Annotated in this window: 13 protein-coding genes; 7 read left to right on the top strand and 6 right to left on the bottom strand. The window is 64.3% G+C overall.

Translation table 11 applies throughout. The annotated features are described in order from the left end of the window. Window positions 1–46: 46 nt before the first annotated feature. Together ACERI1_RS14485 and minD are read right to left on the bottom strand one after the other, a co-directional pair. The gene (locus ACERI1_RS14485) at window positions 47–559 is read right to left on the bottom strand and encodes a hypothetical protein (protein ID WP_373619067.1); all 513 of its coding nucleotides are present in this window, start codon (window positions 557–559) and stop codon (window positions 47–49) included. Window positions 560–946: 387 nt separating this feature from the next. Then, a complete protein-coding gene (gene minD, locus ACERI1_RS14480; protein ID WP_373619066.1) occupies window positions 947–1,825 on the bottom strand; it encodes a cell division ATPase MinD in 879 nt (292 codons plus the stop codon). Window positions 1,826–1,994: 169 nt separating this feature from the next. Between minD and prf1 the strand changes: the two genes are divergently transcribed. Beyond that, the gene (gene prf1 / locus ACERI1_RS14475; RefSeq protein ID WP_373619064.1) at window positions 1,995–3,254 is read left to right on the top strand and encodes a peptide chain release factor aRF-1; all 1,260 of its coding nucleotides are present in this window, start codon (window positions 1,995–1,997) and stop codon (window positions 3,252–3,254) included. Between the two features lie 372 nt (window positions 3,255–3,626). On the opposite strand, the gene ACERI1_RS14470 is transcribed toward prf1, so the two are convergent. Next, window positions 3,627–4,370, bottom strand: coding sequence for an MBL fold metallo-hydrolase (locus ACERI1_RS14470; RefSeq protein ID WP_373619062.1), 744 nt, complete (start codon window positions 4,368–4,370; stop codon window positions 3,627–3,629). Between the two features lie 233 nt (window positions 4,371–4,603). Here ACERI1_RS14470 and ACERI1_RS14465 point away from each other — a divergent pair, with 233 nt between their 5' ends. From ACERI1_RS14465 to ACERI1_RS14440, 6 genes are all read left to right on the top strand, one after another. Continuing rightward, window positions 4,604–5,533: an NAD-dependent epimerase/dehydratase family protein gene (locus tag ACERI1_RS14465; protein WP_373619060.1), complete on the top strand. Its 930-nt coding sequence runs from the start codon at window positions 4,604–4,606 to the stop codon at window positions 5,531–5,533. Between the two features lie 112 nt (window positions 5,534–5,645). Beyond that, a complete protein-coding gene (locus ACERI1_RS14460) occupies window positions 5,646–6,797 on the top strand; it encodes a YbhN family protein (protein WP_373619058.1) in 1,152 nt (383 codons plus the stop codon). A gap of 7 nt (window positions 6,798–6,804) precedes the next feature. Continuing rightward, a complete protein-coding gene (locus ACERI1_RS14455) occupies window positions 6,805–7,986 on the top strand; it encodes an alpha-1 4-glucan-protein synthase (RefSeq protein ID WP_373619057.1) in 1,182 nt (393 codons plus the stop codon). Between the two features lie 39 nt (window positions 7,987–8,025). Next, complete coding sequence (locus tag ACERI1_RS14450; RefSeq protein WP_373619055.1) at window positions 8,026–9,195, top strand: extracellular solute-binding protein; 1,170 nt, start codon at window positions 8,026–8,028, stop codon at window positions 9,193–9,195. After that, a complete protein-coding gene (locus ACERI1_RS14445; RefSeq protein ID WP_373619053.1) occupies window positions 9,192–10,805 on the top strand; it encodes an ABC transporter permease in 1,614 nt (537 codons plus the stop codon). The genes ACERI1_RS14450 and ACERI1_RS14445 overlap by 4 nt, the downstream gene beginning before the upstream one ends. 21 nt (window positions 10,806–10,826) lie before the next feature. Continuing rightward, the gene (locus ACERI1_RS14440; RefSeq protein ID WP_373619052.1) at window positions 10,827–12,839 is read left to right on the top strand and encodes an ArnT family glycosyltransferase; all 2,013 of its coding nucleotides are present in this window, start codon (window positions 10,827–10,829) and stop codon (window positions 12,837–12,839) included. Between the two features lie 70 nt (window positions 12,840–12,909). Here ACERI1_RS14440 and ACERI1_RS14435 read toward each other — a convergent pair whose 3' ends face one another. The 3 genes from ACERI1_RS14435 to ACERI1_RS14425 all read right to left on the bottom strand — a co-directional run bounded on the left by ACERI1_RS14435 (window position 12,910) and on the right by ACERI1_RS14425 (window position 15,886). Next, complete coding sequence (locus tag ACERI1_RS14435; RefSeq protein ID WP_373619051.1) at window positions 12,910–13,659, bottom strand: dolichyl-phosphate hexose transferase; 750 nt, start codon at window positions 13,657–13,659, stop codon at window positions 12,910–12,912. 74 nt (window positions 13,660–13,733) lie between these two features. Then, window positions 13,734–15,371: a GMC family oxidoreductase gene (locus ACERI1_RS14430; RefSeq protein WP_373619049.1), complete on the bottom strand. Its 1,638-nt coding sequence runs from the start codon at window positions 15,369–15,371 to the stop codon at window positions 13,734–13,736. Beyond that, the gene (locus tag ACERI1_RS14425; protein WP_373619048.1) at window positions 15,368–15,886 is read right to left on the bottom strand and encodes a gluconate 2-dehydrogenase subunit 3 family protein; all 519 of its coding nucleotides are present in this window, start codon (window positions 15,884–15,886) and stop codon (window positions 15,368–15,370) included. The genes ACERI1_RS14430 and ACERI1_RS14425 overlap by 4 nt, the downstream gene beginning before the upstream one ends. Window positions 15,887–15,975 lie beyond the last annotated feature (89 nt).

Here is a 15,975-nt window from a genome sequence, read left to right as displayed (position 1 = left end):
TCACTGCGTTCGAAAGAACAACGTGTCAGCGCCGCTAAACCCGTCGTTACGGCGTTTCGTCGGCGGTATCGAGAACGGTCTGAACGAACTCGTTCTCGCTCATCTCGCCGTTGATGTACGCGATCGCCCACTGGACGTCGACGTAGAACTGCATCACCATCGTGCCGTCCTTCTCGAGCACCCAGGTGACGCTGTTGATTTCCGCTTTGAACGCCTCCGGGTCGGTGATCGCCGCCGAGAGGGCGTTACCGAGTGACTCGAGCTCCGTGGCCAACGTCTCGGGATCGGTCGTGGTCGTCGTCGCGACGACGTCGATCTTGTCGTCGTCTTTGTTGACATCTTCGATCGTGATCTTGTCGCTCTCGAGTTTCAGCTTATCGCGGTCGAGGCCCGGGATGTCGGCTTTGTCATCGGAGCCAGTATCGTCACCGTTGCCGTTGCCGTTACCATCAGACGACCCGTTGCCGTTACCGCTCGAGTCAGTCTCGTTACTGGAACACCCCGCAAGTACGGTTGCGAGCGCTGCGCCACTGCCGAGGAGGATCTTTCGTCGCTCCATGGACTTCCCATCGAGAACAATCATGATTAGTAATCAGTTCGTTACCGTTTCTGTCGTCACAACCGAGAGTTGCAGCCGAGTACGAACAGTAAAACTGTGCTGTAAATGGGTGACAAACGGGCGTCTTCGGCCTCGAGTCGACCCAACTGCCGGGATAACTGTATCCGCAAACTGACCGTCACGAACGGGTGGTAATCACTGCTTTCGACAGCAACGGTTGCACCGAACGACGCCTCACCGAGCGAACGGATCACTTACCGTCCGCTCTCCCCACCCGTTCGAAGGCGGGGCTCGAAACGGAGTCGGAAGTATACGGATCTGTCAGTGGGTGCCGGCGGCCCCGCGATCCGCTATAGGCTGGCCAGGACATCGGTACCGCCGCCCGTCTCAGTGGTCGGACTCGGCTTCCGTGATCGCACTCGAGACGTCGTCGTGTGCTGCCTCCCGTCCGTCGTCGCTGTCGGTCGACTCGGTGTCGCTCGAGGTGGCGACGGCCTGTGTCTGTGTCGTGGACGAGTCGTCGGCTGTCTCTCCGCTTGTGTCCGGGGCCGCACCCTCGACGCCAGTTAGCTCCGCTGCAAGCTGTCGGTAAGCGACCGAAGCGGGGCCGTCGGGTTCGTAGACGACCAGCGGCGTCCCGGCATAGACGCTCTCGCGGGCTGCGGGGTCTTCGGGGATCGCCCCGAGGAGGGAGACCTCGAGGCGGTCGGCGAGGTCGTCGTGGGAAATATCGCTGTCCGGTCGGGTGCGGGTTAGAACCAGTCCGGCAACGTCGCCACCCGATCGCTCCGTCAACTCGATCGTCTTTTTCGTGTCGTGGATCGCCGCGGGTTCGGGCGTCGAGACGAGGACGACGGCGTCAGCCAGACCCAGTGGCAAGACGGTTTCGTGACTGATGCCCGCGCCGACATCGAGGAAGACATAGTCGAACTGGGATCGGAGGTCAGCGACCACGTCACGCAGTCGTTCGGGGGACGTTTCGGCGTAATCGTCGAGGTTCGTGCCACTCGGAATGGCGACGATATTGTCCGCCAGTTGGTAGGTAGCGTCGTCGGTCGATGCAACTCCGGCTAACACGTCGTGTAGGGTGGTCGAGTCGGGGGAGAGGCTAACGAACCCGGCGAGGTTCGCCATGCCGAGATCGGTGTCGACGATGGCGACGCGCTCGCCGGCCTCCGCGAGGGCCGTCCCGAGGTTCACCGTCGTCGTCGTCTTCCCGACACCGCCCTTTCCGCTCGCGATGGCATATACCGTCTCCTGAGACATAGTCGGATACTGTTCGGTTCCTAGAACGGCACCACCTTAAATCGTGACCACACTTCCGCCGTCTCACTACACAGCCGACATGTATACGACGGTGACAGTGACCGGCACTCGGTGCCAGTCGGCAGGTGTGTCAAAGGATTCTTACCCACAGCACTGTTTTATACGGGTAATGAGCCAGGAGGGCGAGCAGGAGCAATCCGACCGGAAGAAATACGAGTTCCGGAAGGTTCTCGAAGATCTCAAAGACTTCGACGGCTCCGGAACGCAGCTCGTGACGATCTACATTCCGGAGGACAGACAGATCAGTGATGTCGTACAGCACGTCACGCAAGAACACAGCGAAGCGGCCAACATCAAGTCAAAACAGACCCGCACAGCCGTCCAAGACGCGCTGACCAGCATCAAAGACCGGCTGCGCTACTACGACACCTATCCACCGGAAAACGGCATCGTGCTGTTTTCGGGGGCCGTCGACTCCGGCGGCGGTCGCACTGACATGGTCACCAAAGTCCTGGAGAGCCCACCCCAGCCCGTCGAGTCGTTCCGCTATCACTGCGACTCCGAATTCCTCACCGAACCGCTCGAGGAGATGCTCGCCGACAAGGGCCTGTACGGCCTCATCGTCCTCGACCGCCGCGAGGCCAACGTCGGCTGGCTGAAAGGCAAACGCATCGAACCGGTCAAGTCAGCCTCCTCGCTCGTCCCCGGCAAGCAGCGCAAAGGTGGCCAGTCCGCCCAGCGATTCGCCCGCCTGCGCCTCGAGGCCATCGACAACTTCTATCAGGAGGTCGCGGGGATGGCAAACGACCTGTTCGTCCCCAAACGCCACGAACTCGACGGGATTCTCGTTGGCGGTCCCTCACCGACCAAAGACGAGTTCTTGGATGGCGATTACCTCCACCACGAGATTCAGGATAACGTCATCGGGAAGTTCGACGTCGCCTACACCGACGAGTCGGGTCTGAAGGATCTGGTCGACAACGCCGAGGACGCCTTGGCCGACGCCGAGGTGATGAAGGACAAACAGGAGATGGAAGAGTTCTTCAAGGAACTCAACGCCGGCGAACTCGCGACCTACGGCTTCGAGCAGACCCGCCGAAATCTGATGATGGGCGCGGTCGACCGTCTCCTGATCAGCGAAGACCTCCGGAAGGACGTCGTCACCTACGAGTGTCCCGAGTGTGGCAACACCGACCGCGAGGTACTCGATCGGCGCAAGTCGACGCCCGCACACACCTGTAGCGAGTGTGGCACCGAGGTCGAGGCGACCGACGAGGACCGCGAGGACGCCATTGACCACCTCATCGAGATCGCTGAACAGCGCGGCACCGAGACGAAGTTCATTTCGACCGACTTCGAGAAGGGCGAACAGCTCTACAACGCCTTCGGCGGCTTCGCTGGCATTCTGCGGTACTCGACGGGCGTCTAAGGTTGCCGGTCAACATCTCACTGACGCTCTCCACTCCCTGTGGCGCTATCCACTGAACCACCTCGTAGCATGTGGCTGGCTCCATCAGGTCCGAAATCCTGACCCAAGAACCGATCAGACTGGCCGCTTCTTGCATCTGCAGAGACAGTTTTTGATACGTGCGAGGAACCACACTACGGAGCGCGGCTCTTGACCTCCTCCCCCGTGACCGAGGGAGCATCCGCGAAGTGGAGTTTTAGAGCGCGCATTTCCGCGGCCCGAAAGGGCGCTTTCGTGTGGGGTGTTCGACGGTGGCCGCTCGGAAGTCAATCCACACCTGATCGTACGATGGCTGCGCGATTGGGTGTGACCCGTTTCAGTTATCTCCATATTTTACCGTCTCTGAGCCAGTTCGATGGCCTCGGTCATGTCACCGGTCCACGGATCCCCGTGGCCCGGTAACAGGACGACCTCGCCGAGGAAGTCGAGGCGAGTAATTGACTCTCGCGCTTGCTCGTGGTCGACGTTTAGCCACGGTGGGAGGAGTTGCGGGGTGTTGCCCTGCAACGTCTCGAAGTCGACCGTGGCAAGTGCGTCCCCACAGAAGAGCACGTCGCGGTCAGGGAGATAGAACGCCAGCTCGCCGTCCGTGTGGCCGGGGACGTGAATCGCCCGCGGGTGTCCCGGCACGTCAAGTTCGCTCCCGTCAGCGATCGGTTCAACCGCCGTTACCGGCGGAATCGAGGTGCCATCTGATCGGACGATCTCGATGAAATATCGCACGATCGCTGGCCGCCAGAGATTCTTTGCGAATCCGCCGAGCGGTGGGTCGCCGCCGTCTCGAGCCCGCTGTCTCTCCGCCGGGTGAAGCAACACCGGTACGTCAGCCTGTTCGCGCAGCCGCTCAGCGAACCCGATGTGATCGGGATGAGCGTGGGTCAATAGACACGCCTCGATATCGGCGAGCCCATAGTTCATCGCGGCGAGCCGGTCGAACAACTGCTGCCAATGGGTGGGAAACCCCGTGTCGACCACGGTGAGTGCGTCGTCCTCCTCGATGAGGTACCAGTTAACGTGGGAGGTCCCGCATCGATGGACGCCCTCAGCGATCTCGGTCTCCGCTTTGCTGGTCGCCATAGTTCGGTCCCCTCTGGTGGCGTCCGTCGCGACCCATCATTGGCTAACGCCCGCTCTCTCTGTGTCGAACGCCCCTTATTCACTTCAACCAGTGGTGTGTTAAAGGCTGTCTCTGACGGGGCGAATCTGGACAGAACCACACCACAGACGGTGAATTTCCGCCCGTGTTCGAATCTGATGCCGACTCAGGCGAAACCCAACAGGATTAACATCGCGTCGGTAAACCATCGATCATGTCACTCTCGAGCCAACACGTACTCGTCACAGGCGGTGCCGGATTCATCGGGTCGCACCTGACCGAGCGGCTGCTCGCCGACGGTGCGGACGTCACCATCGTCGACGACCTCTCGAACGGCGACCGCGATCGCATCCCCGACGGGGCCGATTTTCTCGAGGCCGACCTCACTGATCCCGACGCCCTGGACGGCCAGCTCGCCGATATCGACCTCGTTTTCCACCTCGCGGCGTCGAAACACGTCGACACCGATCGGCCACACGGCCAGTTCGACGACAACACGCGGATGACCCGGAACATTCTCGAGGCGATGGCCGACGCCGGCGTGACCGAGATCGCCTACACCTCCTCCTCGACGGTCTACGGTGAAGCGCCGCGGCCGACGCCGGAGGACTACGCGCCACTCGAGCCGATCAGCGCCTACGGCGCGAGCAAACTGGCCGACGAGGGGCTGCTCTCGGCACGGGCCCACAGCCACGACCTGACTGTCTGGAACTTCCGCTTTGCGAACGTGGTCGGCCCGCGCCTGCGCGGGGCAGTGATTCCCGACTTCATCGAGAAGTTGCTCGACGATCCTGAGCGACTGACGATTCTGGGCAACGGTCGTCAGGAGAAGTCCTATCTGCACATCGAGGACTGTCTGGATGCGATGCTCCATGTCGTCGACAACGCCGACGATGCGATGAACACCTACAACCTCGGGACGCGGACGACGACTTCGGTCGACCGGATCGCCGCGATCGTCGCCGACGAGTTGGGTGTCGATCCCGAACACGAGTACACCGGCGGCGAGCGCGGCTGGACCGGCGATGTCCCGAAGATGCGCCTCTCGATCGAGAAACTCGCGGCGCTGGGCTGGGAGCCACGTTACTCGAGCGACGAGGCGGTACGCCAGTCGACGCGCGAACTCATCGACGAACTGCGCTGAGCAGGACAGTTTCCCGATTCCGGCTAGCGAAAGTCTCCTCGAGAACGGTCAGTATGCCGGTGTGGTCGAGTTTTAGGTGGGCTTAAATATCTGTGGTCGCGAGGGTTCGTACATGACCGACGAGGGCGACGAACCGGCATCGACTGGCGCTAGTGGCTCCGACAGTCGCGGGATCACAAACGTCCTGACCCGTCGCCGACTGACGATCGCCGGGACGGCACTGGTGGTGCTCGGTCTGCTCGTCACCCTTCGTGAACTCGACGTCTCGACCGTCGCTGCCGAGATCGCGAGCGCCGATCCACGCCTGCTCGGCGCGGCGATCGCCGTCTACGTCGTCTCGTGGCCGCTTCGGGGCCGACGGTACAGCGACGTACTCGCAGCGATGGATCACCGCAGCGGTACCGTCGTTGCGACGACTGCCGTTTTCGTCAGCCAAACGGCCAACCTCGCGATACCAGCCCGAGCAGGTGATGCGGTGCGTGCCTACGTGATGAACCGTCAGCGAGCGGTGCCCTACGCTGCCGGATTCGCATCGTTGACTGTCGAACGGCTGTTCGACCTGTCGACGATCGCGGCGATCGCGGTGCTCGCGGCGGCGTGGCTCGCGATCGGCGGCGAGACCGGCCCGCTCGAGCTCGTCGCCGAGGCCGACGGTGCACGGACCGCTCTGCTGGCCGCAGCAGCCGTGAGTACGGCGACCGTCGGTGTCGGTGCCGTCGTCGTTACGTCCGCACGGGCTGACCACGGGCTCGGCGCGTGGCTCCGGGTACAGGGACGAGAGTGGCCGTGGCTCGAGGGCGTTCTCGAGGCCGCCGTCCAGTTCGCAGGTGACGTGCAGGTCGTCGCGCGCCAGCCGCGAGCGCTGGCCACGATCGGTGCCGGGAGCCTGCTGGTGTGGTCGCTCGACGTGCTCACGGCGATCCTCGTGCTCGCGGCGCTTGGCAACGAACTCGCGTTCGGGACGCTGCTCTCGGTCGGGACGCTGGCGGTCAGCGTGGGCAACCTCGCGAAGGTGTTGCCCCTCTCCCAGGGTGGCGTCGGGCTCTACGAGGCGGCGTTTACGGCGCTCGTGGTCGGACTGACGCCGGTTGGCGCGAGCGTAGCCCTGGCCGCGGCGATCGTCGATCACGCGCTCAAAAACGGCGTGACGCTGCTCGGCGGTGTGGGCGCGGGTGCCTGGCTCGGCCTGTCGCTATCGGACGCGACGGCGGGGCCGGAGGCGACGCGAGAAACCGGTAGTGTTTTAGGCGAGCCTAAAAGATAGTGGAGCAATGAGTCAGGACATCTGTGTTATCGTCCCCACGATCAGGGAATACGAGTGCATGCGCTCGTACTTCGAAAACGCCCGCGAGCACGGGTTCGACCTCTCGCGGCTCCACGTCGTCCTCGTCACCGAGGACTTCTGTGAGACCGACGCGATGGAAGCGATGCTCGCCGAGGAAGGCGTCTCCGGCGAGGTCTTCGACGGCAGTCGGCGCGAGGAGTGGTACGAAGATCACGGCGTCGCCGAGTACGGCCATGTCGTCCCGGCAGCGAGTCACGCCGAGACGAGCTTCGGGCTGCTCTACATGTGGGTCCACGACGAGTTCGACTACGGCTTCTTCATCGACGACGACACCCTGCCCCACGACGACGAGGACTTCTTCGGCACGCACATGGAGAACCTCGCCTTTGCGGGCGAGATCGAGGAAGTCGCCTCCGACGAGCAGTGGGTCAACGTTCTCTATCAGAACGCCGACGAGCACGGCCTCTATCCGCGTGGCTATCCCTACTCGGCGATGGACGAGACCGTCGAGACCGACACGACCGAGATCGAGGGCGGCTCGGTCGTCGCCTCGCAGGGCCTGTGGACCAACGTCCCCGATCTGGATGCCGTTCGCATCCTCATGGACGGCGATCTCGAGGGCCAAGCACAGACTCGGACCACAGCCGAGGACTTCGGCGACGACTTCGTCGCCGCACGCGACAACTACCTCACCGTCTGCTCGATGAACCTTGCGTTCCGCCGGGAAGTGATCCCCGCGTTCTACCAGCTCCCGATGGACGACAACGAGTGGGACGTTGGCCGGTTCGACGACATCTGGTCGGGCGTCTTCCTCAAGCGCGCCTGCGACGTGCTCGGCAAGCGCATCTACAACGGCGCGCCGCTGTGTGAGCACAACAAGGCCCCGCGCAGCACCTTCGACGACCTCAACAACGAAGTACCGGGCCTCGAGCTGAACGAACACCTCTGGCAGGTAATTGACGAGGCGGGCGCGGACGCCGACACCTATGCCGAGGTCTTCGAGGCGATGGGCCACGAACTCGCCGACGGTGACTGGTCGTCGTACAACAACGGTGCGTTCTTCAACTACGTCGGCGAATACATGCTCGAGTGGCTCGAGTGTCTGTCGACGCTCCGGTCGGAAGTCGGCCTCGAGGCCGACAGCGCACACGTCGTTGCTGACGATTGAACCGTCAACTATAAGGATTTAGGTTAGCCTAAAACAAATATGAACAACGATAGGGACGATAGCGGAACACGCGTGCTGTCTCGCAGGAGCGCGTTGCAGGCTGGGTCTGCACTCGGCGTCGCCTCGCTTGCGGGCTGTTTGGGACTGTTCGACAACGGGCAAAACGTCGAGATCCCATCGCTGTCGGAGTTTCGGGGCTCGGGTGCACTGGTCGAAGGGCGTCCCGCACCGGGTGGGACGTCCATCGAGGAGCTTCCGGATCTCTCCGGAGACCTCGCCCTCTATATCGGTGGCGGCGAGGGTGGCATCTACTACGACTTCGTGGAGATGCTCCAGAACATCTATCCTGATTTCACCGTCCACTCCAACTCCAACTCGTCGTCGTCGCTGGCCCAAACCATCGTCGAAGAGGTCGATGCCGGTGCGACGCAGGCGGACGTGTTCTGGTCGATCGACGCCAGCTCGCTCGGGTTCGTCGCGGAAAACGACGCCTACGAACCGCTCTCCGATGCAGCGACCGGGCCGGTGGGGAACAGTCAGTTCGTCGGTGACGACAGCGCGTGGGCCGGCATCGCCGGGCGTGCACGCGCCGTCCCGTACAACACGAACGAGTTGAGCGCGTCGGACATTCCGTCGACCGTCCAAGAGTTCCCCGAGACCAGTGCCCTGCAGGGAACGATGGGCTGGGCACCGACCTACGGCGCGTTCAAATCGTTCGTGACGGCCATGCGGCTGATCGAGGGCGAAGATGCGGCCCGCCAGTGGCTCGTCGACATGCAAGAGGCCGGCACCGAGCGCCGCGGCAACGAGTTCGCCGTCTCGCAGGCGGTCGCCGACGGGGCGCTGACGGCTGGGTTTGCAAACCACTACTACGCGATGCGTGTCAAAAACGGACGACCGGACGCGCCGGTCGATCTGGCCTTTACCGAAGGCGACGCCGGCGCGCTGATCAACGTCGCCGGCGCACTGAAAGTCAAGGGAACCCAGCAGGGTGAACTGGTCGACAACTTCGTCCGTCACCTGCTCTCCGCCGAGGCACAGGAGTTCTTCGCGACGGTCAGCTTTGCCTACCCGATGATCAGCGGCGTCGCTCCGGTCGGCGGGCTCCCGACGATCGACGAACTGAGTCCACCAGATATCGACCTCGCGGAGCTCTCGAATCTGGAACCGACGCTTGACCTGATGGACGACGCTGGCGTCTCAGGATGACGATCCGCGGCTTGGTCGCACGGACTGTCGGGCGCGCAACCGGCGACGACAGCGGGGCAACCGATGTCGGACTCACCCTGCTTGCTGCGGCCATCGCAGCCGTGCTGGTACTGCCGCTACTCTGGCTGGCCGTCGACGCCGTCGGACTCGGCGATCGAGCACTCGAGCTCGCCGTTGCCCCCCAGACGCTCGAGGTACTGGTGAGAAGCGTCGCGCTCGTGGCGATCGTCACCGGGGCGAGCGTCCTCGTCGGCGTTCCGCTCGCGGTGATCACGGTTCAGGGATCGATTCCGTTCCCCCGGTTCTGGACCGTCCTCGCGGCGCTGCCGCTTGCGGTGCCGAGCTATCTCGGTGCGTTCGCGTTCGTGTCGGCGTTCGGGCCGCAGGGCGAACTCGCCGATCTCCTCGCGCCGCTTGGCATCGAGTCGATTCCGTCGGTCTACGGGTTCGCTGGCGCGGCGTTCGTCCTGACGCTGTATACGTATCCGTATGTGTTTCTGACGACGCGCGCGTCGCTGCTGTCACTCGACGGCTCGCTCGTGGAGGCAGCGCGGACGCTCAACGCCGGCCGCTGGACGGCGTTTCGCCGGATCACCCTCCCGCAGATTCTCCCGGGAATCACTGCCGGGGCGTTGCTCGTTGCACTGTACGCCCTCGCGGACTTCGGCACGCCAAACATTATGCGCGTCGAGGTGTTCACGCAGTTCATTTATGCACGGTACAACGCCTTTGCCCGTGACTACGCAGCGTTGCTCTCGCTGCAGTTACTGACGGTGACGGCGATCGTCCTCGCACTCGAGTCACGGATCGGCGTCGACGAGTCGGGAGCGTACGAAAGCAGTGGCCATCGCGGGAACGCCGACCTCGAGCTCGGGAGCTGGCGATACGTGGTGTTGCTGTTGCCGGCCGCCATCGCGTTGCTGGCGATCGTCCTCCCGATCGCGATATTCGGGACGTGGCTGACGGCGGGCGGGCCGGGCTATCAGGGCGGTGGACTGACGTTCAGCTGGGAGTACGGCTTCAATTCGGCGTACGTCGCCGTGCTTGCTGCTGGCGTCTCGATCCTCGTGGCGCTGCCGATCGCGCTCGCGTCTGCGACATCGGATTCGCGGCTGGCAGCGCTGGCCGACCGCGCGCCCTATATTGGCTATGCGACGCCCGGGATCGTGCTGGCGATCGCGTTGCTCAGCTTTAGCCTCGACGTCCTGCCGGCGATCTACAAGACGGTGCCGTTGCTGGTCTTTGCGTACGTCGTTCGCTTCATGCCCCAGGCGATCGGCTCGATCAAGACCTCGACGTTGCAGGTAGACCAGGAGCTCGTTGAAGCGTCCCGGACGCTGGGGCGGTCACGGCTGGGGACGTTCAGAAAGGTGACGCTGCCGCTGATCCTGCCGGGAGTGGCAGCGGGGGCCGCGCTCGTCTTTCTCACGACGATGAAAGAACTGCCCGCGACGCTGATGCTGCGCCCGCTTGGCTTCGAGACGCTCGTGACCTACATCTGGGAGGTTGAGGAGGCCGGCCTGTACGGACAGGCAGCGGTTCCAGCGCTCGTCTTGGTCGCCATCTCGGGTCTGTCGATGGCCGTCATGCTCGCACAGGATGGCCGATGAACCCACCGTGACGACCGACCCATGAGACGACGACCGTGGCGGGCGGCGGTCGTCGCTCTCGCCCTCGCTGGCGCTCTTGCGGTCTGGCTGCTCGCGACGCGAACGTTTCCGTATCACTCGCTCAATCACGACGAGGGCGTCTATCTGCAGCAGGCAGCGATGCTGCTCGAGGGGCAACTGTTCATCCGCCCGCCCGTCGAGGAGAGTTTTCGTCCCTGGTTCTTCGTCGACGACGGTAGCCGGCTCTATCCGAAATACGCGCCCGTCCCCGCGGCCATCTTCGCGCTCGGGAAGTTCGTCGGTAGCCCTCGACTCGCGCTCGCGGGCGTCGCCGCCGCGACGATCGCGCTCGTTGCTCTGGTCGTTCGCGAGGTGTTCGACCGACAGACCGGTATCGCGGCCGCCGTGATCGTGCTCTGTTCGCCGCTCTTTGTGATCGACTCGGCTGTCTTCCTGCCGTACGCGCCGACGACGATGCTCAACTTGGCGTTTGCCTACGGCTACCTCCGGGCCGACCGAACCGGCGACTGGCGCGTTGCCGGGGCGGCCGGCGCGGCGATCGGCCTGGCCTTTTTCGCGCGACCGTACACTGCGGTGTTGTTCGCGACGCCGTTTATTGTCCACGCGTGCTGGACCCTCGTTCAGGAGCCGCGAGCCGTCCTCCCTCGACAGCTCGCGACGGCGGCGTTCGGGCTGACAGGCGTCGGGCTCGCGCTGGCCTACAACGCGACCGTGACCGGCTCGCCACTGGTGTTCCCCTACGAGGCGTTCGCGCCGCTGGACGGGCTCGGCTTCGGGCAGCGCCAGATCCTCGCCCACGAGATCGACTATACGATCGAGCTGGCGCTGCGCGCGAACGCACGAGTGCTCGCGCAGTTCGTTACCGAGTGGATCGCAGGCGGTATTCTCGGCGCAGCCGTCGCCGCCGTCGGGGTCGGCGTCACTTTCCGACGCGGACTCTCGCCTCGCGAGAGCATCCTCGCCGGACTGTTCATCACCGTCCCCGTCGGCAACGTCTTCTTCTGGGGGAATTTCAACATCCTCGGGAACCTCGAGCGCGCCGGCGATGGCCTGATCGCCACCCACGGCCCGTACTACCACTTCGATCTGCTGGTCCCGGTCGCGGCCTTTGGCGCCGTCGGCGCGCTAGCACTGGCCGCCGGGGCTCGCCGGCTGGCCGACCAGCGGCTGGCACCGCAGACCGCACGTGTGGCGCTCGTCGCAGCGCTGCTCGTGAGCGCCCTTGCGATCGGCGGGGTGACGGCGACGACCTTCGACGAGAAAATCGATCGGAACGCGGCCGTGACCGACACCTACGAGGAGGTCTACGCGCCGCTCGAGGACGGCCCGTCCGAGCGAGCGCTCGTCTTCCTCCCGACGCCGTACGGCGACTGGCTCGCCCATCCGTTCCAAGCGCTTCGTAACGATCCGGACATCGACGGCCAACGGGTGTACGCCCTCGACGAGCGGCCGTTCGCCGTCGTCGACGCGTATCCCGACCGGTCGCTGTACCGCCTCGCCTATCGCGGTGCCTGGGCACCCCATGCCGATTCGCCACAGGCGTCGCGGCTCCAGCGGGTCGAGCACGTTTCCGGCTCCGCGGTGGAGTTGAACACCACGGTCGGCGTCCCACCGACAGCCACGGGAGTCACGATGACCGTCACGACTGACGACGCCAGCGCCACCGCCGTCGCTGCGAACGTCTCGGAACGGACGCCCGCTCGGCTGACCGTCACCGACGAGGCCGTGCGCGTCCACGGGGCAACCTGGGACGGCAACGAGTCGCTCCCTATCGACGACCGGGACGACATCGTCGTGAGCGTGTTCGTCGATCAAGGGCCTGGCAGCAGTTTCAGCTACCGACTCGAGCTGCCGGTTCGCACGGAGGGAGACACCGTCCGGGCACTCACACCCAGAGTCGAACGGTGCAGTTCCATTCGGGATTGTGGCGGCGAAGCGGCGTACGTTCCCGATCAGTCCCCGGATGGCCTGTTCGTCCGGACCGAGCTCACCGTTCCGGACGCGAACGGATAGATTCGATCTACGGCTCAGCGGGGACGCGATGAACTGTCGCTACCCGTCGAAAACGAAAGACGATCGGCGACTACTGCTGTGTCGGCTCGTGGGGGAGTTCTCGAAGTCGTTCCTCGAGCGAGACTTTGACGATCGATCTAGCGATCTCGGCACCGCCTTGCAACGGATCCAGCTTCGTCTCGCCGGCACGTTCGCGGTACTCGATGGGATGTTCGCGGATGTCGTAACCTCGCATCAGCGGTCGGATCAGCAGTTCGGCCGAGAGGCCAGTGTTTTCGGTCCACTCGATCGACTCGACGACTTCGCGTCGGTAGGCGCGCATCCCAGTCGTGGTGTCGTGGACGCGAGTCCCCATCAGGAGACTCGCGAGCGCGGCGAAGGCGTGGTTGCCAAAGCGGTTGAACGCCGGCATCGCCTCGGCACCGTGGTACAGCCGATCGCCGCTGACCACGTCGTAGCCCTGGTTGATCAACTCGAGGAACTCGGGCAACTGCTCCATCGGATAGGTGTCGTCGCAATCAGTGGTGACGACGATCGGTCGATCGGGCTCCGTGATCGCCGCGTGGACGGCGACGCCGTACCCCTGTGGCTCCTGCTCGATCACCGTCGCGCCGTGCTCGCGGGCGATTTCGGGCGTCCGGTCGGACGAGCCGTCGACGCAGACGACCTCCGCCTTGCCGTCGGTAACCTCCTCGATGTCCGCGAGTACTTTGCCGATCGCTGCCTCCTCGTTGTAGGTTCCCATGACGACGCTGACGTCGTCGAAGGTGTACTCGTCCTCGTGTCTGTCCGTCATCTCGGGCTGTTCCCCGGTACTCATTGGCGGTACTCGCCGCCGGCTACATTTATAGTTTTAGGTTTGCCTAAAACAGAATGGGTCGAAAGCAATGGACACTAAAGTCGCTCGAGGACGTGTTCCGCGGCCTTCAGCGCCAGTGCCGCGATCGTTAGTGTCGGGTTCATCGCCCCGCCGGTCGGGAAGACACTGCTCGAGGCGATCCAGCAGTTCTCGAGGTCGTGGGTTCGCAGATCGGGCCCGACGACGCTCTCCGTTGGGTCGTCACCCATCCGAGTCGTCCCCATGTGGTGATACGCCGGCCCCGTGTTCTCGGGGCCGACCTGCCAGGTGATCTCCGCGCCGAGTTCGTCGAGAACCCGTTCCTGAATCTCGTTGACGCGCTCGATGGTTCGCAACGCTCGCTCACCCACGTTCCAGTGGACGTCCGGAACCGGATTGCCGTGATCGTCTGTCGTCGACGCGTCGAGCCCGATGTAGCTGTCCTCGCGGGGGAGTTGTTCGACGAGGCCGCCCATCCCGATGTGGGTACCGTACTCCGACCGGAGTCGTGCGAGCAAGTCGTCGCCCCAGTCGTCGCCGGTCAGCGCCATCCCCACTGGGGAAGGGCCAGCGTAGTTGAAAAACTCGAGTTTGAACGGGGCGTATTCCTCATCGGCCTCGTCGTAGAACTGGTGGGACTCGCTCGTGAGAAAGCCGACGTGGTTCTGCCGGGTGGGTTCGTCGAGAACGCCACCTGTGCCGGCGAACAGGTGATCCATGAAGAAGTTACCGACGAGACCGCTCGAGTTGGCCAGCCCGTCGGGATAGTGGCTCGATTCCGAAAGCAAGAGGAGGCGCGGCGTCTCGACGCCGCCACAGGCGATCACGAAGGCGTCGGCTTCCTGTCGGTGTTCCTCGTCGTCGGGCGTCGCGTAGACCGCTGCCTCGATCGCGTCGACCGTATGCTCGAGGCGCTGGACTGGCGCGCGATCGATCACCGTCGCACCCTTTCGCTCGGCGCGTTCGACGTGGACTGTCGCGTCGTACTTCGCGCCCGAGGGACAGACCGGCTGGCAGGTGCCGTAGCCAACACATGCACCGCGGCCGTCGTAGGCCTCCGAGTTGCGGGCGTTGGGCACGGAGTGCATCGCGATCTCGAGGTCATCACAGGCCTCGGCGAACAGCGAATCACTGTAGGACGATCGAAAGGCTGGCATCGGATGGGGCCGCTCGCGGGGCGGCGCGAACGGGTTGTCGTCGGCGCCTGCCACGCCGAGTTCGCGCTCCGCGGCGGCGTAGTACGGTCGCAGCTCCTGGTAGTCGATCGGCCAATCGGTTCCGACGCCGCGGACGCTGGCCGAGTTGAAGTCAGCCTCATGGAGGCGCATCACCATCCCCTGCCAGTGCAGCGTCGAGCCGCCGACACCCCTCGAGCGGGCGTGGTTCAGCGGGTAGAACCACTCCCCCGACGCCTCGTAGGCGTCGCGCTCCGGATCGCTGTCCCAGACGTCCGGCCGGTCGTAGGCCGGGCGGATCGCCCGCTCCTGTCTAGCGAGTCTATCGGCTGGGTCGAACCGCGGTCCGGCCTCGAGCACGACGACCTCGCGACCGGCGTCGGCGAGGCGATCCGCGACGAGTCCGCCCGCGGGCCCCGCGCCGATCACACAGACGTCGGCGTCCGAAACAGGAGTACGGTCGGCGTCCACGTCGGTCGCTGGCGCCGCCGACTCGGCGGGCGGTCGATCCCAGCTCACGCGTTCGGCCCCCGTTGATAGCTCTCGAGCCCGCCGGGATGCCCCTGCGGGTTCTCGATGCCGACCAGTTCCCCGCCCGTCGGTGAGGCATACAGCGCCAGCAAGAGATCGTTGACCACGTAGTAGCGGACTCGTTCGCTCGTCGTTCCGGTTGGATCCTCGTCGGCGGTGTCCACATCGAGATTCCGAAGCACCTGCTCGCGGTCCGTAACCGACAGCGCCGCAAACGGCTCGTCGTACCAGAACGTCGCGTTGTCATCCAGCTCCGTGACCGTCTCGTCCAGTCCGGCGACGTGTGTCGGGTCCTCGAGTCGGCCCTCGAGGAATGCCTCGACGAACGTCGACGTACCGGAGACTTCGCTCGGATAGACGACGTCGGCGGCCGCGACCAGCGTCTCACGGAGCCAATCGACGTCGACCGGCTCGGATCCGGGTGGGGCTACACAGCCCGACAGCGTCCCACCGACACCGAGTGCGGCCAGCGCGGCAACCGCGTCTCGCCTGGTCAGCTTCATTGGCGAGAATTAGGTAAGCCTAAACCATATATTCGTTGGAACGGAACGGTCGTCGCCGACGGGACGGGTCCCCCGTCGTGGACCGCGAC

The sequence above is a fragment of the Natrinema sp. HArc-T2 genome, from assembly GCF_041821085.1.
GTDB lineage: Archaea > Halobacteriota > Halobacteria > Halobacteriales > Natrialbaceae > Natrinema.
Note: the sequence above shows the minus strand (reverse complement) of the source record. Positions and strands in the feature narration are given on the sequence as shown.

Bases quoted from the DNA above. Each gene is read 5' to 3' on its own strand.
- ACERI1_RS14485 (WP_373619067.1), bottom strand. From the start codon at position 559: ATGGAGCGACGAAAGATCCTCCTCGGCAGTGGCGCAGCGCTCGCAACC.
- minD (WP_373619066.1), bottom strand. From the start codon at position 1,825: ATGTCTCAGGAGACGGTATATGCCATCGCGAGCGGAAAGGGCGGTGTC.
- prf1 (WP_373619064.1), top strand. From the start codon at position 1,995: ATGAGCCAGGAGGGCGAGCAGGAGCAATCCGACCGGAAGAAATACGAG.
- ACERI1_RS14470 (WP_373619062.1), bottom strand. From the start codon at position 4,370: ATGGCGACCAGCAAAGCGGAGACCGAGATCGCTGAGGGCGTCCATCGA.
- ACERI1_RS14465 (WP_373619060.1), top strand. From the start codon at position 4,604: ATGTCACTCTCGAGCCAACACGTACTCGTCACAGGCGGTGCCGGATTC.
- ACERI1_RS14460 (WP_373619058.1), top strand. From the start codon at position 5,646: ATGACCGACGAGGGCGACGAACCGGCATCGACTGGCGCTAGTGGCTCC.
- ACERI1_RS14455 (WP_373619057.1), top strand. From the start codon at position 6,805: ATGAGTCAGGACATCTGTGTTATCGTCCCCACGATCAGGGAATACGAG.
- ACERI1_RS14450 (WP_373619055.1), top strand. From the start codon at position 8,026: ATGAACAACGATAGGGACGATAGCGGAACACGCGTGCTGTCTCGCAGG.
- ACERI1_RS14445 (WP_373619053.1), top strand. From the start codon at position 9,192: ATGACGATCCGCGGCTTGGTCGCACGGACTGTCGGGCGCGCAACCGGC.
- ACERI1_RS14440 (WP_373619052.1), top strand. From the start codon at position 10,827: ATGAGACGACGACCGTGGCGGGCGGCGGTCGTCGCTCTCGCCCTCGCT.
- ACERI1_RS14435 (WP_373619051.1), bottom strand. From the start codon at position 13,659: ATGAGTACCGGGGAACAGCCCGAGATGACGGACAGACACGAGGACGAG.
- ACERI1_RS14425 (WP_373619048.1), bottom strand. From the start codon at position 15,886: ATGAAGCTGACCAGGCGAGACGCGGTTGCCGCGCTGGCCGCACTCGGT.